This is a genomic window from Acidobacteriota bacterium (assembly GCA_028875725.1).
Taxonomy (GTDB): Bacteria; Acidobacteriota; Thermoanaerobaculia; order Multivoradales; family Multivoraceae; genus Multivorans.
Genome location: JAPPCR010000005.1, coordinates 153363 through 177319, shown reverse-complemented (window position 1 = coordinate 177319; position 23957 = coordinate 153363). Strand labels below are relative to the sequence as shown.

Below are 23957 nucleotides of genomic sequence, written 5' to 3'. Positions count from 1 at the left end.
TCGCCCGGCTCCCGCTCTCAGGGAGGCCCCATCAGCACATTGACCGAACTCTCGAACCCGGTCTCGGGTCCGTCCCGCCGCAGGCGGCGAGCCGCCAGACCCTCGATGATGCGGCGGGGCTGAATGTACCGCTCGCGCAGGCGGTGGGCGTCCAGCAGATCGGACGCCAGAGCCAGCGCGGCGGCCCGGTCGTCGCGGTCGTCGAGTGCTCCGGCCGCCTCGGTCACGGCGCGGGCTGCCCGGTTCCAGCCCCGGCGGGCCCGGACGTCGTCCAGGTCCTTGCCGCCGATGGCGACCAGCCGGTCGGTCAGCCCAGCGGTCCACAGAGCGGACGATGCGTCACGCTGGCGCCGTCGCCAGTGCTCCACAAGGTCGGTCGTCTGTTCATCGTTCGGCGTGACGTCCGCGTCTCCAGCGCCGAGGTAGACCGTCAGCGAACGACTGCGCAGCGTCGGCAGGAGTTCCTGTGCGGACGCCGCCAGGAGCAGGAAGTGCCTGGGCGTCGTGCCGATCGGCTCTTCGAGCGTCTTCAGGAGCGTGTTCGCTCCGTGCGGGTTCAGGGTGTTCGCGTCAGCAATGACGAACACCTGGCCGCGAGCCTCGAACGGCGACATCTGCGCCGCTCGCACCAGGGGCCTGACCATCCCGATGCGGATGTCGCGCCGGGCGGGCGGGCGCTCGAGCAGAAGAAAGTCCGGGTGGCCCTGGCGCACTCCCTCGTCGTTCTCCTCGTCGGCCTTCCCGCCCTTCTTCTCCGAGCTTGCCTTCGCGCGCGCTTCGCTGGCGTAGCGATCCTTGTCGACCCTGCGGCAATGCCGGCACCCGCCGCACGGCCGCTCCTGCGGCGCGCGCTCGCAGAGCAGCGCCCTGCCGATCTCGAAGGCGAGGTCGAGGCGGTCGTCCGCCGTTCCGCCGGAGACGATCACGGACGGGTAGAGACGGCCCTCCGCCGCGAGGCGCGGCAACTCGTCCGCGATGCGGTTCATGCACCGGCCGCCTTGCGGCCTGACTCGACGGCGACGGGCGTCTCCGCCGGCACCAGGTCGCTCAACGCGGACTCGACCGCCCGCGCCACGGCGTCGATGGGCGCCGCCGCGTCGATGACCCGGAAGCGCTCCGGCTCGGCCGCCATGCGCCGCTCGTATGCCTCGTGGACGCGGCGGTAGAAGGCCAGGTTCTCCCGGTCGATCCGGTCGGCAGTTTCTCGGTGCCGCCGGCGCTGCGCCTCCTTCGGGGACAACTCGAAGAACAGAGTGCGATCAGGCGCCCGGCAGCCCGTAGCCAGCCGGTCCGCTTCGTCGATCACCTCCGGCGGTACCCCGCGGCCACCGCCCTGGTAGGCGTAGGTCGAGTCCGTGAATCGGTCGCAGAGCACGACGGCGCCATTCGCCATCGCAGGCTCGATCAACTCGATCAGGTGCTGCCTCCGGCTGGCGAAGACGAGCATCAACTCGACGAGGCCGTCGACCTGCGCCGCCTCCCGGCGCAGGAAGAGCTCGCGCAGCAGGTCGGCGAAGGGCGTACCGCCGGGCTCCCGGGTGACGATGTGGGCGATGCCTCGGCGATCGAGGCTCGCCGCGACCCGTTCGAGCTGGGTCGACTTGCCGCTGCCGTCGAGGCCCTCGAAGGTGATGAAGAGGCCGCCCATTCCGGGATCATGCTAGCGCCGTGGCTCGAGCGCTGCCGTACCCGCTCCGGTAGAGTCCCCGCAACAGGAGGCGACCTTGAGCACAGACATTTCCGAGCACGGGAACCGGCCCACCTGGGCTCTCCATCTGGCCCTTTACGCGGTCCTGCTGGCGGTGATCGGCTTCCTGGTTCTGCGGCCGGGCTCCGGGGCTGCGGCCCAGGAAGACGATTCGGGCGGGCAGCAGGTTGCGGCGCGGCTCGACGGCGTGGACATCGGCTACGACGAGGCGCTCGAGCGCGCCGCCACGCAGTTGGATCAACTCGAGCAGCAACGCATTCAGTGCGACCTGCAGGTCGCCTCGGAGCGTCACGGACTGATCGAGCGGACCCTCGAGGGAATCGTGCGCGACCGCTTGGTCGAGGCCAGCGCGGAGAGCGCGGGCCTGGAGATCGCGGACTGGCGTTCGGGCGAGATGGAGCGGCTCGAAGCCGGGGTGACGGACGAGGACGTCGACGCCTTCTTCGTGGAGAACGAAGGGCGCATCCGGGGCGAGCGGGAGGAGCTCGAGCCCCAGGTGCGGACCTACCTGGCGCAGCAGCGCTTCGCCGATGCTCTCGAAGACGGCCACGAGATCGAGTACCTGCTGGAGCCCTACCGGCTGGAGGTCGAGCCGGCGGACGGGCCGGTGCGCGGCGAGGCGGCGGCGCCGGTCACGATCGTCGAGTGGTCCGACTTCGAGTGCCCCTACTGCAAGAGCGTCCTGCCGACGCTGGAGCGGGTCCTGGAGGAGTACCCGGAACAGGTGCGGCTCGTGTTCCGCCACTTCCCGCTGCACGCGATCCATCCGAACGCCCAGGCCGCCGCCGAGGCCGGCGTCTGCGCCCAGGACCTCGGTGCCTTCTGGGAACTGCACGACCTGATGTTCGAAGAGCAGGACACCCTGACCCTGGACGACCTGAAGGACAAGGCGGAACGGGCCGGTCTCGACGCGGAGGCGTTCGCCGCCTGCCTGGAGCAGGATGGCATCGCCGACCGGGTCCACGCCGACCGCCGCGCGGGGGTCGAGGTCGGAGTGAACGGAACGCCGGCGCTGTACGTCAACGGTCGGCCGCTTGCCGGCGCGGTCGCGTACGAGCAGTTGGCGGAGGTGGTCGAGGACGAGCTCGAGCGCGCGGGTGGGTAGAAGACCCGTCTTCGTTCCCTACCGGCCGGAGCGCCTGGAGCCGGCCGAGATGGAGCGCCGGGCCGACGCGGTCTTCGAGGAGTTCGACGGCCGGCGGAGCGTCCGGTTCTTCACCGACGAGCCGGTGCCGCGGCGGTTGATCGAACGGGCGATCGAGGCGGCGTCGACCGCGCCTTCGGGGGCGCATCGCCAGCCGTGGCGGTTCGTCGCCGTGAGCGACCCGGAGGTCAAGGCGCGGATCCGCGAAGCGGCGGAGGCGGAGGAGAAGCACAGCTACCTCGGCGGGCGGATGCCGGACGAGTGGCTCGAAGCGCTCAAGCCGCTGGGCACGGACTGGCGGAAGCCCTTCCTGACGACCGTGCCGTGGATCGTCGTCGTGTTCGCCGAGCTCTTCGGCGTGGACGAGGACGGGGCAAAGAGGAAGAACTATTACGTGAAGGAGAGCGTCGGCATCGCCTGCGGCCTGTTCATCGCGGCCCTTCACCGGATGGGCCTCGCTACGCTGACCCACACCCCGAGCCCGATGGGTTTCCTGAGCGAGATTCTCGAGCGCCCGCGGAACGAGAAGCCGTACATCCTGTTCCCGGTGGGCTTCCCCGCGCCGGACTGCGAGGTGCCCGACCTGCGGCGCAAGTCGCTGGCCGAGGTCGCCCTCTGGCACTCCGGCCGGACGGGGCGGACGGACGCCGACGCTGACTGAGCGACGGATGATCGGTCTGATCCTGGCCGGCGGCATCGGCTCCCGCTTCTGGCCCCTGAGCAGGCGCCGCCGCCCCAAGCAGCTCCTCGACCTGCTGGGCGGCGGCTCCCTGGTGGCCGCGACCGCTCGCCGGGTCGAGCCGCTGTGCGGGGCGGAACGGACCTGGGTCTGCACGACCGAGGAGCTCGCGGCCGCGGTCGCCGCGGAGCTGCCCGATCTGGACGCCTCGCGCATCCTGGGCGAGCCGAGCGGACGGAACACGGCGCCGGCGATCGGCTGGGCGGTGCGGACGATGCCGGAGACGGCGCGGCGGGAGGTGATCGCGGTCATGCCTTCGGACCACTGGGTGGCCGACGAGGAGGCGTTCCGCGAAGCGCTCAGCCGGGGCGTGGCGGCAGTCGAGCGCGGCGACCACGACGTGGTCACCGTCGGCATCGCGCCGGACTGGCCGGAGACCGGCTACGGCTACCTTGAACTGGACGCTCCGGCGGAAGTCCTGAGCGTGCAACCCGTGGTGCGATTCACCGAGAAGCCGGACGCGGAGACCGCGGCGCGCTTCAAGGCCTCCGGCCGCCACTTCTGGAACGCCGGCATCTTCCTCTTCCGGGGCACGGTGCTGCTCGACCTCTACCGCGAGCACCTGCCGGAACTCGCCGCCGGCATCGAGCGTCTGGCGGCGGACGACCTGGACGCGGACCGGCGCCGGGAGATCTACGCCGGCCTGGAGTCGGTCTCGATCGACTACGGGTTGATGGAGCGGCTCGACTCGATCGGCTGCGTCGTGGCCGACTGCGGCTGGAACGACATCGGGTCCTGGGGACTGCTGGCGGAGGCTCTGCCCGCCGACGGAGACGGCAACCGGACGGTGGGCGACACGCTCGCCGTCGATGCCCGCGACAACCTCCTGTTCGCGGACGAGGGCACGGTGGCGGTGATCGGCGTCGAGGGCCTCGCCGTCGTGCGGACCGGCGATTCCGTGCTGGTCGTGCCGCGCGAGCGGGCCCAGGACGTCCGCGAGGTCGTGGAGCGTCTCGCGGCTCTGGGCCGGCTGGATCTGCTCTGAGCGCGCCGCCCGTTCTCGTCTGGCCTGGCGGGGCGAGCGGTCCGCAGGCCGCCCGGGACGCGGACTTCCGCGAGCTCGCCTCCTGCCGGGCTGAACTGCGGGCGGCGTTCGGGGAACGCTCGGACTGGGAAGTCGAACTCGGCTTCGGCAAGGGTCGTTTTCTCGTCGGGTCCGCGGCCGCCGATGCGTCCCGTCCCTTCCTGGGGGTCGAGATGGTGTCGAAGTACTTCCGGCTGGCGGTCCGGCGGGCGGCCTCGCGCCGCCTCTCCAACGTCGTCCTGCTCCGCGGCGAGGCGCTCTACCTGATCGCAACCCTGCTGCCCGCGGGCATGGCGCGGACGGTCCACGTCTACTTCCCCGACCCCTGGCCCAAGAGCCGGCACCACCGCCGGCGGCTGCTCGATCCGCGCACCGTCGACCTGGTGCTGGCGCTACTCGATCCGCCGGAGGGACGGCTGTTCTTCGCCACCGACCACCTGGAGTACGGCGAGGCGGTGGCGGAAACCCTTGCCCTGCACCCGGCGGTGGCAGTGGAGCGTGTCGACGGGGCCTGGCCGGAAGGTCCGCGGACGAACTACGAAGCGAAGTTCGAGCGGGAGGGACGGCCGATCATCCGGCTCGCGGCGCGCCTTCGGGGCGGCGGCCCGGCGAGTCTTCTTCACCCCGCCGGCCGGGACGATCTGCTGGTGGGACCCGCTCTGGATCAGGAGTCCAGCGCGAGCCGGACATCTTCGTAGACGTCGTCGCTGCAGTACACGCGGTAGCGGTCGATGCGCCGGAGGTGACCGACGAAGTGGCTCGCCTCCTCGAGCTGCACGAGTTTCCCTCCGTTCTGGCGGACCGGCACCCGGCCGCGGCCGAGGCGGTGGGGGTCCTTGGCCGAGTTCGAGACGAGGACGCACTTGCCGTAGCGCTCGCGCAGGGGTTCGAGCCGCTGCTCGAACGCGCGCTTCTCGTCGGCGTCCAGGTGCTCGCCGGTCTCGTGGGCGAGCCGGAAGTGGCTGCGGTCGGTGATCGCCCGCGCGTGCAGGCTGTCCGAACGCCGCATTCTCGTCATCATCTCGCCGTCGTCGTTGGCCAGGAAGCGCTCCGGGTCGCTGCTCCAGGCGATTCCCTGTTCGTGCAGCCACTCGTTCAGGTGGAGTTCCAGCGCCTTGCCGGTGACGTGGAAGTAGACCTGCGTGAACATGTAGTAGCGCGCCAGGATCAGGCCCTCGACGGCGTGGAGGCCCTCGGCGTCGATCCCCAGCCGGTGGTCGCCGCCGGTGCCACCGGAAAGCGGCCGCACGGTGGCGATCACCTGGTCGAGGTCGAAGTTGCCGTAGCGGACGCCGCAGAACAGGGAGTCCCGCAGGAGGTAGTCCATCTTGTCGACGTCGAGTTCGCCGGAGACGATCGGCGGCAGCAGCCGCTCCGGCCCGTCGAGATCGTCGCCGAGCAGCCGGATCACGTCGCGGGCCTCGATCCCCTGGCCGTACCGCTCGAACGCGGCGGCGATCTCGCGGCCGCCGAGCAGGCGACGGCTCATCTCCTCGTGGTCGATCCCGCCCTCGAAGAGATCCTCGGCCCAGTGGCTGAAGGGGGCGTGCCCGAGGTCGTGGAGCAGGGCGGCCGCCCGCACCAGGCGCCGGGCGCGGGCTCGCGGGCCGGCTTCGAGCGGCGTCCCCTTGGCCCCGGCCAGCGTGTCGTAGACGCGGCCGGCAAGGTGCATCGTGCCCAGGGCGTGACCGAAACGGCTGTGCTCGGCGCCGGGGAATACGAGATGGGTCAGGCCGAGTTGGCGGATCGAACGCAGGCGCTGCATCGGCCGGGTGCCGATGAGCGCGGCTTCGAGTTCGTCGGCCTCGATGAAGCCGTGGATCGGGTCGCGAAACGCCAGTGTCGCCACGATTGGTACTCTACGGCCGCCCCACGCTGGTTCACAGCGATGAAACACCGCCTACCCATCGCGCCGTGGTTGGGAGGACTGCTGCTGGCTCTGACGGCGGCCGTCATCCTCCCCGCCCAGTCGCCGAACCCTGCCGCCGCGCCGCCCGATCCGGCGGCCGAGGGCCTCGGTCTGCGCGAACGTCTCGACCGGCTGGTCGAGCGGGTGAAGTACGAGCAGAACCTGATCGTGACCCTGCAGGCGCGGCTGTTTCAGCGCCGTCAGGGCGATCTCCTGCTGGAGCCGGTGGAAGAGCGGGGCTGGCTCCGCTACCGGCCGCCGGACGCTCTCCGCTGGGAGATCGTGGAGCCCAAGCCGTCGATCACCGCCGTTCACGGCGACACGGCGACCCTGTGGTATGTCGATCTCGGCACGGCCAAGGTCACGGAAGTGGGCCGCCTTTCGGAGCAGATCCTGGAGTACATGGGGCCCGCGGGCAACCTCGAGACGCTGTTGAAGTACTTCGCCGTGCAGGCGGAGTTTCCCGAGAACGAGGGGGATCCCTACTACCTGCACCTGACGCCGGACTACCGGAGCGTCGAGAAACGGATCAGGGAGATCGACCTCTGGATCGACCCGGCGAGCTTCCTGCCGCGGGAGTTCCGGGTCGTCCTCGCCAGCGGCGACGAGCGGCTCGTCACCCTCGAGGACGTGGTCCTGAACGAAGCGATCGATGACTCGGAGTTCATCCTGGCGCTGCCCGACGACGTCGAAGTCACCGAGATCGATCTCAACTGAGCGGCCGACTCGGGTTCCGCGTCGTCTCGCGTGACGGGCTCGCCCGTCTCGGCCGCCTGACCACGCCCCACGGCCAGGTGGACACGCCGGCCTTCATGCCGGTCGGCACGCTGGGCGCGGTGAAGGGCCTGAGCCAGGACGTGCTGGAGGCGGCCGGCGCGAGGCTCCTGATGACGAACCTGTTCCACCTGCTGGAGCGGGTGGGCGCCGAGCGGATCACCGGTCTGGGCGGCCTGCACGAGTTCATCGGCTGGGACGGCCCGCTGGCGATGGACAGCGGCGGCTACCAGGTGTTCAGTCTGGCCGGGCTGAGGCGGGTCGACGACCTGGGCGTCACCTTCCGGAGCCCCCACGACGGCGGCACGGTCGAGCTGACGCCCGAGCGGGTGGTTGAGTTCCAGGAACAGGTCGGCGTGGATGCGGCCATGGTGCTCGACGAGTGCCCGCCGTGGCCGGTGGACCGGGAGGCGGCGGTCGAGGCGCTGCGGCGGACGAACCTCTGGGCGAGGCGTTCGCTGGACCGCTGGGGAGCAGCCGGAGGCTCGGGCGCGGCGGGCCTGTTCGGCATCGTGCAGGGGAGCTTCTTCGAAGATCTGCGGTCGAGGGCCGCGGAGGACCTCGCCGCCCTGCCCTTCGACGGCTACGCGATCGGCGGCGTCAGTGTCGGCGAAGCGCGCGAACTGGGCCGGCAGGCCCTGTCCTGGGTCGCACCGGCGTTGCCCGACGACCGGCCCCGCTACCTGATGGGCCTCGGCCTTCCTTCGGACATCCTCCACGCCGTGGGCCTCGGCGTCGATCTCTTCGACTGCGTGCTGCCTTCGCGCAACGCCCGCCACGGCACGCTGTTCTCGTCCACCGGCATCGTCCGGATCAAGAAGGCGCGCTACCGGGAGGATTCGCGTCCCGTGGACCCGGCCTGCGGCTGCCCGGTCTGCAGCCGGTACAGCCGGGCCTTCCTGCACCATCTGTTCCGCTGCGGCGAGATCACCGGCAAGGTGCTGGCGACCGAGCACAACGTGCGCTTCTACCTCGACTTCATGGCCGATCTTCGGCGGGCGATCGCAGGCGGCGAACTGGCCGCCTTCGCGGCGGCGCGGGCAACGGGAGTCAGCCCGGAGGGGCAACCGGAGGCCGAACGGCGATAGGGTACGCCTTTGCGGTGCGGGCCGCGACCGGTCGGTCCGCCGTTAGCCAAGCACTCCGCTGGGGGCACCAGAGATGATTCCTGATTTCGCACTGTTTGTGGCCACGGGGGGCGGGCCCTCGGGTCTCATTCAGTTTCTGCCGCTCATCCTGATCGGCGCCATCTTCTACTTCCTTCTGATCGCTCCGGAGCGCCGGCGGCGCAAGCAACTGCAGGCGACGGTGGAGGCGCTGAAGAAGGGCGACCGCGTTGTCACGCAGGGCGGCGTCTTTGGAGACGTGGTGTCGACCGAGCCGACCACCGTCATCCTGCAGATCGCGGACGGGGTCAGGGTGAAGGTGACGAAGTCGTCGATCACCGGCCTGGCCGAGGAGACGCAGTCATGAACCGGAACCTGCTCTGGCGGGGTCTGCTCGTCGTCGGGGTCGTCTCGGCCTGCGCGTTCTCGGCCTTCCCGCTCGCCGACTCGATCAACCTGGGCCTCGATCTCCGCGGCGGCATCCACCTGCTGCTCGAGGTGCTGACCGACGACGCGTTGCGGGCCGAGGCGCAGAAGGACATCGACAGCCTGGTCCAGGAACTCGCCGAGAAGGGGGTCGAGGGAACGAGCGCGGTCACCGAAACCCCGATCCGGTTCCGGCTCTCGGGCCTGCCGCCCGACCAGGACGGCCTGCTGCCCACAATCATCGAGGAGAACGTGCCGTACTGGACCTGGCGGCGCAGCGGCGAAGAGGTGATCTTCGAGCGCCGGCCGGACGAAGTGAACACGATCCGCGAGCAGGCGATCGACCAGGCCCTGCAGACGATCCGCAACCGGGTCGACGAGTTCGGCGTCGCCGAGCCGGTGATCCAGCGCCAGGGCCTGGGCAGCAACCGGCTCGTCGTCCAGCTTCCGGGCGTCGACGATCCGGAACGGGTGAAGAACCTGATCAAGAACACCGCCTTCCTCGAGTTCCGGCTCGCCGTCTATCCGGAGAGCGGGGGCGCGGCCTTCGACCGCCAGGAGATCCTCGACCGCTACGGCGGCACCCTGCCCGAGGATCTGGAGATCGCCGCCCAGGACCAGCGGGACGAAGACGGCAACATGCTCGGGCAGGTCTACTACGCGCTGGAGCGGCGTCCCGTGATCACCGGCCGCGACCTGAAGACGGCGCGCGCCGGCATCGGACAGTTCCAGGAGCCGGTGGTCAACTTCTCGCTCACTCACGAGGGCGCCCAGATCTTCGAGACCTGGACCGGGGCGAACATCGGCCGGCCGCTGGCGATCGTGCTGGATGGCAAGGTGCAGTCGGCGCCGATCATCGAGGGCCGGATCGGGGAGTCCGGCGGAGTCATCCGCGGCTCGTTCACCCAGCAGGAGGTCGAGGACCTGGCGACCGTGCTGCGCTCGGGCGCCCTGCCCGCGGGGATCAACTACCTGCAGCAGCAGGCGGTGGGCCCGTCGCTCGGGCAGGACTCGATCGACCAGGGCACCCGCGCCTTCCTCTTCGGCATCGTGCTGGTGATCGTGGCGATGCTGGTCGTCTACAAGGCTTCGGGCATCAACGCGATGGTGGCGCTGGCGCTCAACTTCGTGCTGGTGTTCGGCGTCCTCGCCTACTTCGGCGCCGCCCTCACCCTGCCGGGCATCGCCGGGCTCATCCTGACGATCGGCATGGCGGTGGACGCGAACGTCCTGGTGTTCGAGCGGATCCGCGAGGAGCTGCACAACGGCCGGACGGTCAAGGCTGCGGTCGTTTCGGGCTTCGGCAAGGCGTGGTCGTCGATCCTCGACGCGAACCTCACGACCCTGATCGCGGCCATCTTCCTGATCAACTTCGGCACCGGCGCGATCCGCGGCTTCGCGGTGACGCTGACGGTGGGCATCCTGGCCTCCGTGTTCACGGCCGTCTTCAACAGCCGGCTGCTGTTCGACCTGCTCCTGTCACGCTCGGGCCGCGTCGAGCGCCTGTCGATCTAGGGCTGCGTCAATGGAGTTCTTCCGCAACACGAGTTTCGACTTCATGCGCGCGCGGCGCGTGTGCCTGACCCTGTCCGCGGTGGCCGTCATCGCGGCGCTCGGCTACATCTTCAGCCGGCAGTTGAACCTGGGCATCGACTTCGCCGGCGGCACCCAGATGATCGTGCAGTTCGACGAGCCGCCCGACGTCCAGGAACTCCGCGGGCTGCTGCAGGAGGCGGGGATCGAGAACGCCTCGATTCAGGCGTTCGGCGAGGAGGGGGACAACTCGATCATCCTGAAGACCCCGGTCGCCGACGACGAGGAACAGCGAAGCAGCGCTTCGCGGGTCGAGGAGGTGCTGGAACGGCGCTACAACAGCGACGTCAGCGGCTTCGACCTGAACCGGCAGGGCACCGAGGGGCTCGCCTCGATGCTGCTCGGCGCCGATCCGGACGGCATGCGGGCGACCGGTGACGACATCGGCGCCCGGGAGCACTACCGGGAAGCGGCGGCCGAGGTCATGGCCCTGCGCCGGACCGGTGGGCTGATCCGCGACTGGTCCGAGATACAGCCGGGTGAAGCGCTCAGCCCCGAGGCCCTGGCGGTGATCACGGACGGCGCCACCTTCGGGCACTTCGCGGTCCAGTCGAGCGACAGCGTGCTGCCGCAGATCGGCGGCGAACTGCGGCGCAAGGGCCTGCTGGCGATCGCCTTCTCCCTGGCCGGCATCCTCACCTACATCTGGTTCCGGTTCGAGTTGCGCTTCGGCATCGGCGCCCTGGTCGCCCTCGCCCACGACGTCGCCGTCTGCCTGGGCCTGTTCGCCTTCGCGGGCTACGAGTTCAACCTGACGACGATCGCCGCCTTCCTGACTGTCATCGGCTACTCGGTCAACGACTCCGTCGTCGTCTTCGACCGCGTGCGCGAGAACCTGCGCCGCAACCGTCGCGAGTCCCTGGTCGCCGTGCTGAACCGGAGCCTGAACCAGACCCTCTCGCGCACCGCCCTGACCTCCGGCACGACGCTGCTCGCCGTCGGTTGCCTCTTCGTCCTCGGCGGCGACGTGATCCGGGGCTTCTCCTTCCTGCTCCTCGTCGGCGTGCTCGTCGGCACCTACTCGTCGATCTACGTCGCGAGCCCGATCGTCCTGATCTGGGAAACCACCTTCGGCCGCGCCCGACGGGAGAAGAGGGCAGCGGCCGCGTAGGTAGAGGGAGGCTATGGCTCAGGCTGCTGAACGACCCCGGGATCCGGCGCCGCTGCGCGAGCCTGGGGACGTGGGGATCGGCGATGTCCTGAGCCGCCTCCAGGAGAACGAGCGCGCCTGCGACGAAAGCTGGCTGCGCAGCGTGGTCGACTTCGCCGAACTGGCCCACCGAGGCCAGGTGCGGCGGTCGGGAAAGCCCTACATCAGCCATCCGCTGGGCGTCGCCCACATGCTGGCCGAACTCAAGTTCGACCAGACGAGTGTCGCGGTCGGCCTCCTGCACGACGTGCTGGAGGACACCGGGGCGACGAAGAAGGATCTGGCTTCCCGGTTCGGATCCGAGATCGCGGACCTGGTGGACGGCGTGTCGAAGATCGGCCGTCACGAGTACGTCCACAGCGACGAAGTGCAGGCCGAGAGCTTCCGCAAGCTGATCCTCGCGTCGGCGCGCGATCTGCGGGTCATCGTCGTCAAGCTGGTCGACCGGCTCCACAACATGCTGACCCTGGGGCACCTGCAGGCGGAGAAGCGGAAGCGCATCTCGCGGGAGACGCTCGAGATCTACGCGCCGCTGGCGCACCGCCTGGGCATGTCGCGGATCCAGTGGCTGCTTGAGGATCTGGCCTTCCAGCACATGCACCCGCACCAGTACGGGGACCTCCGCAAGCAGCTCGACGAGCGGATCAAGGGGGCGCGGCGAACGACGGAGCGGATCGCCGAGCGCCTGCGGGAGGCGTTGCGGAAGACGGAAATCGAGGGCGAGATCAGCTACCGGGTCAAGGGCTACTACTCGATCTACCGGAAGCTGCAGCAACGCCAGATCGACCTTCCGGAGCTGTACGACTTCCTGGCGTTCCGGATCATCACCGTCGACGTGAAGGACACGTACGCCGCGCTCGGCGTCGTCCACCAGCTCTGGCATCCGATCCCGGGCCGGTTCAAGGACTACATCGCGATGCCGAAACCGAACCTCTACCAGTCGCTGCACACGACGGTGGTGGGGCGCGGGGGGCAGCCCTTCGAGGTCCAGATCCGGACCCGGAAGATGGACCTGCTGGCCGAGGAGGGCGTCGCCGCCCACTGGCGCTACAAGGAAGGCCAGCTCGACGCGGACGAGAAGGACGCCAGCATCGTCTGGCTGCGGCAACTGCTGGAGTGGCAGCAGGAAACGCCCGATCCGCGCACTTTCATGAGCGCGCTGAAGATCGACCTGTATCCGGACGAGGTGTACGTGTTCACGCCGAAGGGCGATGTGCTCTCCTTTCCGCGGGGCGCGACGACGCTCGACTTCGCCTACCGGATTCACACCGAGCTCGGCCACCACTGCAGCGGCGCCCGGGTCAACGGCCGGCTCGTGCCGTTGCGGACCGGACTGAAGAACGGCGACATCGTCGAGATCACGACGAACCCGAACCGGGAACCCAGCCGGGACTGGCTGAACATCGTCGCCACGCCGAAGGCGCGCAGCAAGATCCGCCACTGGATCAACGCGGAGCAGAAGAAGCGGGCGATCGAGATCGGCCGCACGCTGCTGGCGAGCGAGCTGCGTCGCTACCGGGTCAGCCCGCGCCGGATCTTCGAGTCGAAGGAGATGGCGGACTTCATCGCCGCCGAGGGCTACTCCGGCGTCGACGAGCTGTTCAGCCGGCTCGGCTTCGGCCGCGGGTCGGTCAAGCCGGTGCTGCGCGCGGTGCTGCCGCCAGAGCGGCTGCGACACCGGGACCAGGAGCCCGGCCGCCTGCGCCGCGCGGTGAGCAAGGTGATGCCGCGCGACCAGGTGAAGCTGATCGTCAAGGGCGAGGACGACATGCTCGCCTTCTTCGCCGGTTGCTGCAGCCCGCTGCCTGGCGAGGAGATCATCGGCTTCGTGACCCGCGGCCGCGGCGTGTCGGTCCACTCGGTCGACTGCCCCAACGTGCAGAACCTGCTGTACCACCCGGAGCGCGAGATTCGGGTCGAGTGGGCGCGTCGCAACGACTCGATGTTCGCGGTCACTCTGGTCATCGAGACCCGGGACCGCCCCGGGGTGCTGGCCCGGGTGACCGAGGCGATCGCCAAGCAGGGCAGCAACATCCGCCACATCGAGAGCCGCAGCCGCGGCGCCGGCGAGGCGGCGATCGACGTCGTCGTCGACGTGCGCAACCGAAAGCACCTCAACCGTCTCCAGGAGTCCCTCGAGAATCTGTCCGCCGTGCGCGCCGTGAAGCGCCGCCAGGGACCGTCTTCGTCGGCTTCTGCGACGGCGTAGGTGCTGGCCCGCCTGGAGAGGTCCGGGGAGGGGTCCCCAGCGGCCGCTTGCGCTTTCTTGGTGGATGGGACTGAGCGCTCGCTTCGGTCGGCTGCCCTTCACATCGGCGGTGGTGGGCGTAGCGGCGTCGGGAGTCGGTTGCCTCCAGCCCGCTGGGGACCCTCCCCGGACCTCTCCAGGCTGGACGATCTCGCCGGGCGGGCGACGTGCGGCGGGTGTCGGTACAGGCTGGGTGCGCGGGTCTTCTGACCCGCCGCCGCCGAAGGCGGCTAGAGAGACGTGCCGGCCGCTAGGCCGGCTCCAGTAGACGGGAATCGGTGCGGCTCCGTAGAGATCCTTGACGGTCGGAGATGAGGTCAGAACTAAGTCAAGGAGGGGACGGAATGATCGCAACACGTCGAATTCATATGGTGCTGACGGCGACGGTTTGGGTGGCATTGATGGGCGTCTGCTTCGGGCCGGCGGCTTTCGCTGCGAACCCGGAGGTGGAGGGACCTCCGGCTGCGGCGGGATCCGTGACACTCCAGGTCACTCCCAGCAGCGTGCCCGAGAGCGGTGGAGAGGTCGAGCTGCTGGCGATCGTGCGCGACAATCGGGGACGGCCACTGGAGAACGCGAAGGTGAACTTCCTGACGGAAACGGGCACGCTGGAGTCGGGTGGGCGGTTGGTCGTCGCCGGGGATGGCGGAGCCGCCACCGACCGGCTGACGTTGACTGAGTCGGAGCTGGCGGCGGTAGAGGAAAACAGCTTTCGGCTCGCGGTGGCCGTCGGCTCCCGTGGCGGTTCTCTGGTCACGTCGAACGTCGGCGTCGGCATTCAGCGTCGGCCGCAGGCAGCCTTCAGGCTCGCCCCGGGTGATTTGATCGTTGCGTTCGACGATGAGTCCGCGGGCCTTGTCACGAGCTGGTCCTGGGACTTTGGCGACGGCACGACGAGTGCCCGCCAGAGTCCGTCGCACACGTTCCCGGAGCCCGGTCACTACGCGGTCACGCTGCGAGTCGGGAACCCGGTGGGGTCGGACGAAGTGACGAGGCTGGTCCGTGTCTTCAGCTCCCAGCCCTCTGGCGAGTAGCAGCTTCCTAGACGCTCTTCCGGCAGCGTTCGTATACTGATTCGAGAGATGGAGAACCGGCGCCGAAACCTGCTTGCCGTGCTTGCCGCCAGTCTGTCGCTGGCGATCTTCGCGGCGTGCGACAAGACGAGTCCGGTTGCCCCGTCGGGGACGCTGATCACGATCAGTGCGAATCCGGACCGCATTCCCTCGGACGGGAGCGCGGAGATTCGGGTCGTCGCGCTGAGGCCGAACGGAACGCCGGTCAGCCGCGGCACCCTGATTCGTCTCACGACGACGCTCGGCACGATTCCGCCCAGTGTCGGCGTCGACGACAGGGGAGAGGCGCTGGCGATGCTCCAGGCCGACGGTCAGTTCGGGGTCGCGACGGTGTCGGCCAACACAGGCGGTTCCGAGACCGCGACGATCGACGTGCAGCTCGGCCTGTCGCCGGCTTCGGTGACCGTGCAGGTGACGCCGAACAGCGTGCCCGAAACCGGGGGCGAGGCCGATCTGCTGGCGATCGTGCGCGACGACCGCGGCCAGCCGCTCGACAAGGCGGAGATCAACTTCCGGACGGAGATCGGCACGCTCGATTCGGGCGGCGGGCTGATCTCGACGGCTGCGGACGGCACGGCGTCGGACCGGCTCGTCGTCACCTCGGGCGATCTCGACACGGTGTCGGGGGACAGCTTCGAGGTCGGCGTGGATGTCGGCAGCGGCGGCGGCCAGCTCGTCACGACGAACGTCAGCGTGGCGATTCAGCGGCTGCCGCGAGCGGATTTCACCTTCAACACCCGCAACCTGCTGGTCGCCTTCGAGGACACGACGGACGGCCGCACGACGAGCTGGCTTTGGAACTTCGGCGACGGCAACACGAGCACGCGCCAGAACCCGACGCACACCTACGACGAGCCGGGCACCTACGCGGTCACCTTCCGGGCCACCAACTCGCTCGGGTCCGACGAGGTGACGAAGTTCGTCCAGGTCACGGGCCAGTAGGCCGCCGGGCCGTGGCCGCCGGGGAGCGCCCGACCTCGCCGCAGCCGACGGTGACGATCGGCGAGCTGTACCTGGCTCAGGGCCACCGGAGGGAGGCAATCGCCATCTTCCAGCGTGTTCTTTCGGCAGACCCGACCAACCGGCGGGCCCGCGAAGCGCTGGAGCGTCTGAAAGTGCTCCCGCCGCGGGCTACAATCCGCGCCCGGGAGGTGCCGGACCGTGCTGAGCAATGAGGAAATCCAGGCTCTGATTCGCTTCGTGGCCGAGGAGCGCCGGGGCGGCTCGGATCTCTCGGTCGAGTACCAGGTGGATGGTCTCTACCTGCGGGTGGGGGGCGATCGGGGCGGCGCCGCGGGGGCGCCGCGTGCGGCATCGGCGCCGGCCCCGGCGTCGGTAGCAGAGGAGGCGCCGTCGCCGGCCCTGGAGGATGTGCCCGCGGCCGAGGAGCCTGCGCTCGACGGACACGTGCTGACGTCGCCGATCGTGGGGACCTTCTACGCGGCGCCGAGCCCCGACTCCCCGCCGTACGTCGAGATCGGCGCCCGGGTCGAGAAGGGCCAGGTCGTGTGCATCGTCGAGGCGATGAAGCTGATGAACGAGATCGAGGCCGATGTCTCGGGAACGGTTTCTTCCGTGGTGCCGGACAACGGCGACCCGGTCGAGTTCGGCGCGCCTCTGTTCGTGATCCAGACTTGAACGCCGGGCTGCCGGCGCGCGCCGCGCGGCCGTTCCGGAAGGTCCTGGTCGCGAACCGCGGCGAGATCGCGGTCCGGGTCATTCGCGCCTGCCGCGATCTCGGCATCGAAACGGTCGCGGTCTTCAGCACCGTCGACCGGGAATCGCTGCATGTGAGCCTGGCGGACGCGGCCGTCTGTGTCGGTCCGCCGGCGCCGGCGGCCAGCTACCTGCACCAGCAGAACCTGCTCGCCGCGGCGAGCATCACCGGCGCCGAGGCGGTGCATCCGGGGTACGGCTTCCTGGCCGAGAACGCGGACTTCGCCGACGCCGTCGGCCGCTGCGGCCTGACCTGGATCGGACCGTCGCCCTCCGCGATCCGTACCCTGGGCGACAAGAGTAAGGCGCGCGATGCCGCGATCGCGGCCGAGGTGCCGGTGTTGCCGGGCGGCCCGGTGCCGGCATCGCTCGAGGAGACGGCGGCGCTGGCCGAAGAAACGGGCTTCCCGCTGATGCTGAAGGCCGCGGCGGGAGGCGGCGGCCGCGGCATGAGGGCGATTCGCGACCGCGCCGGTCTCGAAGGGGTCCTGGACGCTGCCGCGAGCGAGGCCCAGGCTGCCTTCGGCAGCGGCGAGCTCCTGCTGGAGCGCCTGGTCGAGCGACCGCGCCACATCGAAGTGCAGGTCTTCGGCGATTCCTTCGGCCGCGCGTTGCAGTTCGGAGAACGCGACTGCTCGATTCAACGCCGGCACCAGAAGCTGTTGGAGGAAGCGCCGGCGCCCTCGATCGGTTCCGAGCTCCGCGGGTCGCTGGGCGAGGCCGCGCTGCGGCTTGCCAGGCAGGTCGGCTACTCGAACGCGGGAACGGTCGAGTTCCTGGTCGATGGCGACCGCTTCTACTTCCTGGAGATGAACACCCGCATTCAGGTCGAGCATCCGGTCACCGAGGCGGTGACCGGCGTCGACCTGGTCAAGCTCCAGATCGTCGCCGCGGCCGGCGAGCCCCTGGGGCTTCCGGACGGCATCGAGACCTCGGGCCACGCGATCGAGTGCCGGATCAACGCGGAGGACCCGGACACCTTCGCGCCATCGCCCGGCACGCTGCGCCGCTTCCGGCCGCCGGCAGGCCCGGGCGTCCGGGTCGACAGTCACGGTTTCGAAGGAGGCGGAATGCCGCCGCACTACGACTCGCTGCTCGCCAAGGTGGTGGCCTTCGGCGAGGACCGCGCCGAGGCGACATCGAGGATGGCCCGGGCGCTTCGCGAGTTCGAGGTCGACGGCATCCGCACCACGCTGCCGCTCATGCGCAGGATCGTCGAGTCGCCGCCGTTCGCGGAGGCCGAGCTGGATACCGGATTCCTCGATCGGCTGGACCAGGGATGAGCGAGAGTCGAGTGCGCCCGCCTTCGAACCGCCTCTACGCGATCGCCGATACGGGCTTCTTCGGCGCCGAACCGACGGCTGTGACCGGCACGGTTAGCACCCTGCTGGACTGTGGCGTTCGCTGGATCCAGCTTCGCGCCAAGGGAGTGCCGGACCTCGCCGCGTGGCGCCTGGCCGAGGCCGCGGGGCGAGTATTGGAGGAGAGGTCAGACGGCGAAGGCGACGCGCCGCTGCTGTGGATCAACGACAACGCGGCGATCGCGGCTGCGCTGACGGCGAGCGGCCCGCGGGCCGGTCTCGGCGTAGGTCTCCATCTCGGCCAGGACGACCTGCCGCCCGCGGCGGCCCGGCTGTCGCTCCCTCCCGACTGTCCGATCGGCTACTCCACCCACGGCCGCGGGCAGGCCGCGGAGGCCGAAGCCGACCCGGCGGTCGACGCGGTCGCGATCGGCCCCGTGTTCGGGACGACGACGAAGGAACGGCCCGACCCGGTCGTCGGGCTCTCCGGCGTCGCCCAGGCTCGCGAGGTCACATCGAAGCCCCTGATCGGCATCGGCGGCATCGACGCGGACCGCGCACCGCAGGTCATCGATGCCGGCGCCGACGCGGTGGCGGTCGTTTCCGCTCTCGATCCGACGGATCTCGCCGCTTCCTGCCGCCGCCTCCTGCGGGCGCTGGCCTGAAGGCCCCGATTCGCTTCACGTATAGTTCTAGTTCGGCCGATGTCCGCGCTCGCCATCCTCGTCCTGATCCTGATCGGCGGCTTCGTGTGGGGCGGCTTCACGATCTTCCTGGTGCGGGCGCTCAGGAGCGAGCGGGCGCACAAGCACGGCGACTGACCGTTTCGGCATCGCCATGCGCGTTTTCCTCGTCGGCTTCATGGCGGCCGGCAAGAGCCGGATCGGCCGGCGGCTGGCCCGGTCGCTGGGCTGGACGTTTCTGGACCTCGACTCGGACATCGCCGAGCGCGAGGGGCGGCCGGTAGCCGACCTGATCGTCGAACACGGCGAGAGCTGGTTCCGCGAACGCGAAACGGCCGCGCTCGAACGCTGCGCCGCGGTCGACGAGGCAGTGATCGCCACCGGCGGCGGGGCGTTCACCCTGAAACGGAACCGCCGCCTGATCGCTGAGCTGGGTACCAGCGTCTGGCTCGACCCGCCGTGGGAGGCCCTCAGCCGGCGGGCGCAGCAGTCCCACAAACGCCGGCCTTTGTTCGAGTCTCCGGACCAGGCCCGGGCGCTGTACGTAAGCCGCCTGGAGTCCTACCGCCAGGCCGATGTACGGATACGAACCCGGGGGACGGAGCGCAAACGTGACGTCGCGGCCGGGATCATCCGGCGTCTGGGGTTGCGTCGCGAGGACGCCTAGAGCGGCGTGTTGACGATCTCGTCGACCGTTCTGCCCTCGCGGGCCATGGCGGCGACCTGCTCGAGGCGGGGGCTGGCGCGGGCGGCGTTGGCGCCTTCCCAGGTCGCGATGGCGCCGTCGCGGTCGCCGAGCTGGAGCAGCAGAAGACCTCGCATGAGAGCTGCCTGCTCGTGACCCGGGTCGCTTCGCAGCGACCGGTCCAGGGAGTCGAGGGCGATCTGGGTCTGGCCCATCTGGAGGCGCACGATGCCGGAGACGAAGTGGGCGTCCGGGTCCTCGGGGGCGATCTCCAGTAGTTGCTGGGCGATCTGGAAGGCGTCGAAGGCGCGGCCGTTGGCGAGCATCAGTTGCATCAGGGCGCGCATCGCGTCGAGGTCCGAGGGGTCGGCGTCGATCTGTCGCTGCAGTTCCTCGGCCCGGGGCGCCAGTTCGGGCGGGAGCGGCCGCTGGCCGCGGAAGTCCGTCTCGCTGCCGCCTTGCGCCATCTGCTGCTCGGCCTGCGGATCGGGCTGCGCGTCGGACTGCGCCCAGATGACCAGCGCTGCGACCAGGCCGACCACGCCGCCGCCGAGCAGAGCGCCCGAGAGCAGGGGGTGCGCCTGGACGAAGGCGCGGCCGGCCGGCGCGCCGGCACCTGTCCTGCCGCCCCTTTCCGGAGCGATGTCGTCCGGGGCGATCCCGGCGATCGCCTCCTCGACTTCGTCGAGTTCCTTCAGCACCCGTGCCGTCGAGACCTGGAGCCGCTGGCGGTCGGCCGCTTCGAGGCCGGCCTGCTTCAGCCGGGCGACCAGGTCCTCGCGGCGGTTCACGAGGTCGGCGCGCTGGAGTTCGAGCGCGGCCGCGCGCGCTGCGGCTTCCCGGGGCAGGAACGCGAAACCGACTCCCAGGCCGGCGAGAACGGCGGCGACGAGGGCGATCGTCGCGACGACAGTCAGGTCGCCGTCTCCTGCTCCACCTGCCGCAGGTAGGTGTCGAGGCCCTCGTCGGCGCTTCGCCGGCGTTGCCGGAGTCGCAGGGCAACGAGCAGGCCGCCGAGCAGGACGATCGCGGCGGGGGCGGCCCAGACGATCAGGTTGAGCCCGCGCGCCCGCGGTTCGAGCAGAACGAACTCGCCGTAGCGCTGCTCGAAGTAGCCGACGACCTGCTCGGGGGTGTAGCCCTGGGAGAGCAGGGACCGCGTCTCCGCCCGCATCGCCTGGGCCGACGCGGCGCCGGAATCGGCGATCGAGAGGGCCTGGCACTTGGGGCAGCGGATGTCGGCCGCGACTTCGGCGACGGCGCGGTCGAGTTCCTCGCCCGAGAGGGGACGGCCGAGGGGGTCGCCCAACTCGTGGGACGTCTCGACGCCCAGCCCGGGCCGGTACTCGCCCTCGGCCGGGGGCATGGCGACCTTCGGCGGCGTGTCGGTCTCCTGGGCCGAAGCGGGCGCGGCGAAGGGCAACGCGGCCAGTAGCCCCAGGAGGGCGGTCGCGTGCCGCATGTCAGCCGGTCGCCGCGGCGGGCTGCGCCAGCATTCCCTCGGCGACGTCCAGGAGCTGATCCGGCGACAACAAGCCGATCGCCTTGTCGACGATCACGCCGTCGCGGTCGAGGAAGAAGGTCTCAGGCGGTCCGTAGACACCGTAGGCGATCGCGACCCGGCCGCCCTCGTCGATCAGCGAGGGCCCCCAGCGTCCGTAGTCGGCGTTGAACTGCGCGATCAGGTCGGGGTCGTCCTGGAAGATGACGCCGAGGAAGTGGATCTCGCCCTGCCAGCGCCGCGCGCCTTCCATGAGCAGCGGGTGCTCGTACAGGCAGGGCACGCAGTAGGTCGCCCAGAAGTTGATGACCACCGGCCGGCCGCGCAGCTCCGCCAGGTCGACGATGTTGCCGTCGAGGTCGGCGAGGCGGAAGCTGGGCGCCGGCTTCCCGACGAGCGGCGACTCGACGATCTGCGGGTCGTGCCGGAAGGCGAAGCCGAGGAACGCGAGCAGCGGCAGCGAGATGCCGAGGCCCACGAGCAGGACCCTGCGGTTCATCGACCTCCCCCTGCCGGGGAGGCGGCCAGATCGGGAACGGCCCGCGGCGTCGTCGCCCTCCGTTCGGCGGCGGTCGGGATCAGGCACAGGGCGGTGCCCAGGACCATGACGACGACGCCGATCCAGATCCACGCGACGAGCGGCGTCGTGATCGCCCGCAAGCCGATCGACCCGTCGCCGCCGACGTTCATCAGGGTCAGGTAGAGGTCGTGGCCCGCGCTGGTGCGGACCGCGGGAGTGCCGATCGGTTCCCGCTGGTTCGGGTAGATGTTGAGCGACGGATAGAGCACGCCGCGGCTCCGGCCGTTGCTCGTGACCTCGACCTCGGCCTGGTGGCGGATCAGGTGCGGCTCCTGCACCCGCTCGGCGCCGCGGAAAGTCATCTCGTACCCGCCCAGCCGCAGGGTGTCGCCGGCGCGGAGGGTCGACTCCGCCTCTCGCTGGAAAGTCGACGACACGGCGACCGCGACGAAGGTGATCAGGACGCCCAGGTGGACCACGTAGGCGCCGAGCCTGTCCGGCGCCACCAGCACGGCGGTCAGCGGTCCCCTGCCGCCCTGGCGCCGGGGGCGGGAGCGCACCGGCCGCAGGCCCTGGTCGGCGGTCACCCAGAGCGCGAAGCCGGCGAAGGCGGAGACGATGAGTACCGGCGCGGAGCGGGCGCCGAGCAGGAGCGCCACGACGAGGCCGACGGCGGCCGCGGGCAGCGGACGCACCAGGGCGCGGCGGACCAGCTTGGGGTCGCTGCCGCCCCAGGGAAGAGCTGGGCCCACTCCCATCAGCAGGAGCAGCCCGGCGAACAGCGGCACCGCCATGCGGTTGAAGTAGGGCTCGCCGACGCTGACTTTCACGCCCCGTAGCGACTCGGCGACGATCGGGTAGAGGGTGCCGACGAGCACCGTGAACATCAGGCTGACGAAGAGCAGGTTGTTCAGCAGGAAGGCGCCTTCGCGGCTGACCAGGCGCTCGTTCGAGGGCTCGGAGACCAGGGTGTCGATCCGGAGCGCGAGCAGGACGACGACCGCGGCGGCGCAGAGGCCGAGGAAGCCCAGGAACACCGGGCCGATCGGGCTCTGGGTGAACGAGTGGACCGAGTTCACGACACCCGAGCGGGTGAGGAAGGTGCCCAGGATGGTCAGCAGGAAGGTGATCATGATGAGGATCACGGTCCAGGCCTTGAGCGTTCCCCGGCGTTGCTGGACGATCCCCGAGTGGAGCGCCGCGATGCCGGTCAGCCAGGGCAGGAAGGAGGCGTTCTCGACTGGGTCCCAGGCCCAGTAACCGCCCCAGCCGAGGACCTCGTACGACCACCAGCCGCCGAGCATGATGCCGGCGGTGAGAAAGGAGGTCGGCACCAGCAGCCAGCGACGCATCGGCCGCAGCCAGGTGGCGCCCAACTGGCCGCGGAGCAGCGCCGCCACCGCCATGGCGAACGGCACCGACATGCCGACGTAGCCGAGGTAGAGCATCGGCGGGTGGACCGCCATCAGCAGGTGGTTCTGGAGCAGCGGGTTGGGCCCGGGGCCGTCGACCGGCACGGGCGGCGGGGTCGGCGCGAACGGATCGGCGACGCTGGCGATGAGGAACGTGAAGAAGGCGCCGATGCCGAGCAGGGTGGCCAGGGTGTAGGCGAGGTAGTCCTCGTGCCCGCGGCGCTGGAAGATGGCCGCGGCGGCGATGTAGAGGCCCAGGATCAGTCCCCAGAAGAGGATCGATCCCTCGAGCGACGACCACAGGGAGAAGATCGTGATGTGAAGCGGCGTCGCCGTGGACCCGACCTGGGCGACGTAGGAGACGGAGAAGTCGTGGCTGAGCAGCGCGTACCACATGACCGCGCTGGCCCCGACCATGGCGACGGCGAACAGCAGCGCCAGGCGCCTCGTAAGGCGGAGGCCGGCGGCCGATCGCCTGACGCCGGCGATGTAGCCGAAGGCCGTGCCGAAGCCGGCCGCGATCAGGCCCAGGAGGACGAACCCCTGGCCCAGGGCCGAGGTCACGTGTCGAACTGCATGGACTCGATCAACTCCTCCATGCTGCGCTGGTCTTCGACGTCGGGCGCCTGGTACTCGTTGTCGTGCTTGACCATGAGCCGCGCGGTCGTGAACTGGCCGTCGGCCTTCATCGTCCCCTCGAGCACGACGCCGATGCCCTCCCGGAACATGGCCGGAGGCACGGCGGTGGTGCTGACGTCGACCTGGGCCGCGCCGTCCGTGACGGTGAACTCGAGGGTCAGGCCGTCGTCGCTGCGGCTGACGGAGCCCTCCTTGACCAGCCCGCCGAGGCGGATGCTGGCGCCGACGGCTTCCGTGCCCGCCTCTTGGAGTTCCGACGGACTCCAGTAGTAGACGAGGTTCTCGCCGACGTCGCCGAAGGCCAGCACCGAGAGCGCCACGGCCACGGCCCCGCCCGCGGCCAGCAGGAGAAGCCGCCGGGTCCGGGGAGCGGGTCCGGCGTCAGGGGTCGGCGTCGTGGGTTCCGTGCTCATTGTTCTGGTCCTGTGGGCTCTGGTCCTGTGAGGGAGCGTTCGCTTCGAGCCGCCGCCGGCGGACGAACAGGCTGTAGACGTAGAAGAGAAGAGCAACGCCCGCCGATCCATAGGCGGCGATCACCCATCCCCAACCACCGACTATAACGCCGTCCACGTTTCCCTTGGCTCCCTCTCCGGTCCCTGTGCGAAG

Annotated in this window: 25 protein-coding genes and 1 pseudogene; 17 read left to right on the top strand and 9 right to left on the bottom strand. The window is 70.1% G+C overall.

Annotated elements, in window-relative coordinates; genetic code table 11:
* Positions 1 to 17: 17 nt before the first annotated feature.
* Together OXI49_01025 and tmk are read right to left on the bottom strand one after the other, a co-directional pair.
* Positions 18 to 986, bottom strand: coding sequence for a hypothetical protein (locus OXI49_01025; GenBank protein MDE2689072.1), 969 nt, complete (start codon positions 984 to 986; stop codon positions 18 to 20).
* Complete coding sequence (gene tmk / locus OXI49_01020) at positions 983 to 1648, bottom strand: dTMP kinase (GenBank protein MDE2689071.1); 666 nt, start codon at positions 1646 to 1648, stop codon at positions 983 to 985. The genes OXI49_01025 and tmk overlap by 4 nt, the downstream gene beginning before the upstream one ends.
* 76 nt (positions 1649 to 1724) lie before the next feature.
* Between tmk and OXI49_01015 the strand changes: the two genes are divergently transcribed.
* The 4 genes from OXI49_01015 (at position 1725) to OXI49_01000 (ending at position 5313) form a co-directional block, all read left to right on the top strand.
* Complete coding sequence (locus OXI49_01015) at positions 1725 to 2813, top strand: thioredoxin domain-containing protein (GenBank protein MDE2689070.1); 1089 nt, start codon at positions 1725 to 1727, stop codon at positions 2811 to 2813.
* A gap of 49 nt (positions 2814 to 2862) precedes the next feature.
* Positions 2863 to 3513, top strand: a complete 651-nt coding sequence (locus OXI49_01010; protein MDE2689069.1) for a nitroreductase family protein — start codon at positions 2863 to 2865, stop codon at positions 3511 to 3513.
* A 7-nt stretch (positions 3514 to 3520) separates the two neighbouring features.
* The gene (locus tag OXI49_01005; protein MDE2689068.1) at positions 3521 to 4576 is read left to right on the top strand and encodes a sugar phosphate nucleotidyltransferase; all 1056 of its coding nucleotides are present in this window, start codon (positions 3521 to 3523) and stop codon (positions 4574 to 4576) included.
* A 95-nt stretch (positions 4577 to 4671) separates the two neighbouring features.
* Entirely contained in the window at positions 4672 to 5313 is a 642-nt protein-coding gene (locus OXI49_01000) for a tRNA (guanosine(46)-N7)-methyltransferase TrmB (GenBank protein ID MDE2689067.1), read from the top strand.
* On the opposite strand, the gene OXI49_00995 is transcribed toward OXI49_01000, so the two are convergent.
* Positions 5280 to 6464 (bottom strand): HD domain-containing protein, encoded by a 1185-nt coding sequence (locus tag OXI49_00995; GenBank protein ID MDE2689066.1) that lies wholly within the window; start codon positions 6462 to 6464, stop codon positions 5280 to 5282. The two genes, OXI49_01000 and OXI49_00995, sit on opposite strands and share 34 nt — an antisense overlap.
* 39 nt (positions 6465 to 6503) lie before the next feature.
* On the opposite strand from OXI49_00995, the gene OXI49_00990 reads away from it, so the two are divergent.
* From OXI49_00990 to OXI49_00930, 13 genes and pseudogenes are all read left to right on the top strand, one after another.
* Positions 6504 to 7241: an outer membrane lipoprotein carrier protein LolA gene (locus OXI49_00990; GenBank protein ID MDE2689065.1), complete on the top strand. Its 738-nt coding sequence runs from the start codon at positions 6504 to 6506 to the stop codon at positions 7239 to 7241.
* Positions 7238 to 8386, top strand: a complete 1149-nt coding sequence (gene tgt / locus OXI49_00985) for a tRNA guanosine(34) transglycosylase Tgt (GenBank protein ID MDE2689064.1) — start codon at positions 7238 to 7240, stop codon at positions 8384 to 8386. The genes OXI49_00990 and tgt overlap by 4 nt, the downstream gene beginning before the upstream one ends.
* Before the next feature lie 73 nt (positions 8387 to 8459).
* Positions 8460 to 8771, top strand: a complete 312-nt coding sequence (yajC, locus tag OXI49_00980) for a preprotein translocase subunit YajC (protein MDE2689063.1) — start codon at positions 8460 to 8462, stop codon at positions 8769 to 8771.
* Positions 8768 to 10345: a protein translocase subunit SecD gene (secD, locus tag OXI49_00975; protein MDE2689062.1), complete on the top strand. Its 1578-nt coding sequence runs from the start codon at positions 8768 to 8770 to the stop codon at positions 10343 to 10345. Before yajC ends, secD begins: the two co-directional genes overlap by 4 nt.
* 10 nt (positions 10346 to 10355) lie before the next feature.
* Positions 10356 to 11534 (top strand): protein translocase subunit SecF, encoded by a 1179-nt coding sequence (gene secF / locus OXI49_00970; GenBank protein ID MDE2689061.1) that lies wholly within the window; start codon positions 10356 to 10358, stop codon positions 11532 to 11534.
* 13 nt (positions 11535 to 11547) lie between these two features.
* Entirely contained in the window at positions 11548 to 13782 is a 2235-nt protein-coding gene (locus OXI49_00965) for a bifunctional (p)ppGpp synthetase/guanosine-3',5'-bis(diphosphate) 3'-pyrophosphohydrolase (GenBank protein MDE2689060.1), read from the top strand.
* A 383-nt stretch (positions 13783 to 14165) separates the two neighbouring features.
* Positions 14166 to 14855 carry a PKD domain-containing protein gene (locus tag OXI49_00960; protein MDE2689059.1) on the top strand — a complete coding sequence of 230 codons (690 nt, stop codon included), beginning with the start codon at positions 14166 to 14168 and terminating at the stop codon, positions 14853 to 14855.
* A 777-nt stretch (positions 14856 to 15632) separates the two neighbouring features.
* Positions 15633 to 15836: pseudogene (locus tag OXI49_00955) on the top strand (PKD domain-containing protein).
* Positions 15837 to 15847: 11 nt separating this feature from the next.
* Entirely contained in the window at positions 15848 to 16069 is a 222-nt protein-coding gene (locus OXI49_00950) for a tetratricopeptide repeat protein (protein ID MDE2689058.1), read from the top strand.
* Positions 16059 to 16532: an acetyl-CoA carboxylase biotin carboxyl carrier protein gene (accB, locus tag OXI49_00945; protein ID MDE2689057.1), complete on the top strand. Its 474-nt coding sequence runs from the start codon at positions 16059 to 16061 to the stop codon at positions 16530 to 16532. Before OXI49_00950 ends, accB begins: the two co-directional genes overlap by 11 nt.
* Complete coding sequence (locus OXI49_00940; GenBank protein MDE2689056.1) at positions 16529 to 17893, top strand: acetyl-CoA carboxylase biotin carboxylase subunit; 1365 nt, start codon at positions 16529 to 16531, stop codon at positions 17891 to 17893. The genes accB and OXI49_00940 overlap by 4 nt, the downstream gene beginning before the upstream one ends.
* Positions 17890 to 18576, top strand: coding sequence for a thiamine phosphate synthase (locus OXI49_00935; GenBank protein ID MDE2689055.1), 687 nt, complete (start codon positions 17890 to 17892; stop codon positions 18574 to 18576). The genes OXI49_00940 and OXI49_00935 overlap by 4 nt, the downstream gene beginning before the upstream one ends.
* Positions 18577 to 18748: 172 nt before the next feature.
* Entirely contained in the window at positions 18749 to 19261 is a 513-nt protein-coding gene (locus tag OXI49_00930) for a shikimate kinase (GenBank protein ID MDE2689054.1), read from the top strand.
* Here OXI49_00930 and OXI49_00925 read toward each other — a convergent pair.
* From OXI49_00925 to OXI49_00900, 6 genes are all read right to left on the bottom strand, one after another.
* Positions 19258 to 20070, bottom strand: coding sequence for a hypothetical protein (locus OXI49_00925; GenBank protein MDE2689053.1), 813 nt, complete (start codon positions 20068 to 20070; stop codon positions 19258 to 19260). The genes OXI49_00930 and OXI49_00925 overlap by 4 nt on opposite strands.
* A gap of 122 nt (positions 20071 to 20192) precedes the next feature.
* Positions 20193 to 20741, bottom strand: a complete 549-nt coding sequence (locus OXI49_00920) for a cytochrome c-type biogenesis protein CcmH (GenBank protein MDE2689052.1) — start codon at positions 20739 to 20741, stop codon at positions 20193 to 20195.
* Between the two features lies 1 nt (position 20742).
* Positions 20743 to 21279, bottom strand: a complete 537-nt coding sequence (locus OXI49_00915; GenBank protein ID MDE2689051.1) for a redoxin family protein — start codon at positions 21277 to 21279, stop codon at positions 20743 to 20745.
* Positions 21276 to 23276, bottom strand: coding sequence for a heme lyase CcmF/NrfE family subunit (locus OXI49_00910; protein MDE2689050.1), 2001 nt, complete (start codon positions 23274 to 23276; stop codon positions 21276 to 21278). Before OXI49_00910 ends, OXI49_00915 begins: the two co-directional genes overlap by 4 nt.
* Entirely contained in the window at positions 23273 to 23764 is a 492-nt protein-coding gene (locus OXI49_00905; protein ID MDE2689049.1) for a cytochrome c maturation protein CcmE, read from the bottom strand. The genes OXI49_00910 and OXI49_00905 overlap by 4 nt, the downstream gene beginning before the upstream one ends.
* The gene (locus tag OXI49_00900) at positions 23733 to 23921 is read right to left on the bottom strand and encodes a hypothetical protein (GenBank protein MDE2689048.1); all 189 of its coding nucleotides are present in this window, start codon (positions 23919 to 23921) and stop codon (positions 23733 to 23735) included. Before OXI49_00900 ends, OXI49_00905 begins: the two co-directional genes overlap by 32 nt.
* Positions 23922 to 23957 lie beyond the last annotated feature (36 nt).

What these genes read in the sequence shown, in the direction of transcription:
- secF (MDE2689061.1), top strand. Translation starts at nt 10,356, where the DNA reads ATGGAGTTCTTCCGCAACACGAGTTTCGACTTCATGCGCGCGCGGCGC.
- OXI49_00935 (MDE2689055.1), top strand. Translation starts at nt 17,890, where the DNA reads ATGAGCGAGAGTCGAGTGCGCCCGCCTTCGAACCGCCTCTACGCGATC.
- tmk (MDE2689071.1), bottom strand. Translation starts at nt 1,648, where the DNA reads ATGGGCGGCCTCTTCATCACCTTCGAGGGCCTCGACGGCAGCGGCAAG.
- yajC (MDE2689063.1), top strand. Translation starts at nt 8,460, where the DNA reads ATGATTCCTGATTTCGCACTGTTTGTGGCCACGGGGGGCGGGCCCTCG.
- OXI49_00960 (MDE2689059.1), top strand. Translation starts at nt 14,166, where the DNA reads ATGATCGCAACACGTCGAATTCATATGGTGCTGACGGCGACGGTTTGG.
- OXI49_00965 (MDE2689060.1), top strand. Translation starts at nt 11,548, where the DNA reads ATGGCTCAGGCTGCTGAACGACCCCGGGATCCGGCGCCGCTGCGCGAG.
- OXI49_01025 (MDE2689072.1), bottom strand. Translation starts at nt 986, where the DNA reads ATGAACCGCATCGCGGACGAGTTGCCGCGCCTCGCGGCGGAGGGCCGT.
- OXI49_00930 (MDE2689054.1), top strand. Translation starts at nt 18,749, where the DNA reads ATGCGCGTTTTCCTCGTCGGCTTCATGGCGGCCGGCAAGAGCCGGATC.
- OXI49_00990 (MDE2689065.1), top strand. Translation starts at nt 6,504, where the DNA reads ATGAAACACCGCCTACCCATCGCGCCGTGGTTGGGAGGACTGCTGCTG.
- OXI49_00920 (MDE2689052.1), bottom strand. Translation starts at nt 20,741, where the DNA reads ATGCGGCACGCGACCGCCCTCCTGGGGCTACTGGCCGCGTTGCCCTTC.
- OXI49_01010 (MDE2689069.1), top strand. Translation starts at nt 2,863, where the DNA reads ATGGAGCGCCGGGCCGACGCGGTCTTCGAGGAGTTCGACGGCCGGCGG.
- OXI49_00915 (MDE2689051.1), bottom strand. Translation starts at nt 21,279, where the DNA reads ATGAACCGCAGGGTCCTGCTCGTGGGCCTCGGCATCTCGCTGCCGCTG.
- secD (MDE2689062.1), top strand. Translation starts at nt 8,768, where the DNA reads ATGAACCGGAACCTGCTCTGGCGGGGTCTGCTCGTCGTCGGGGTCGTC.
- OXI49_00905 (MDE2689049.1), bottom strand. Translation starts at nt 23,764, where the DNA reads ATGAGCACGGAACCCACGACGCCGACCCCTGACGCCGGACCCGCTCCC.
- OXI49_01005 (MDE2689068.1), top strand. Translation starts at nt 3,521, where the DNA reads ATGATCGGTCTGATCCTGGCCGGCGGCATCGGCTCCCGCTTCTGGCCC.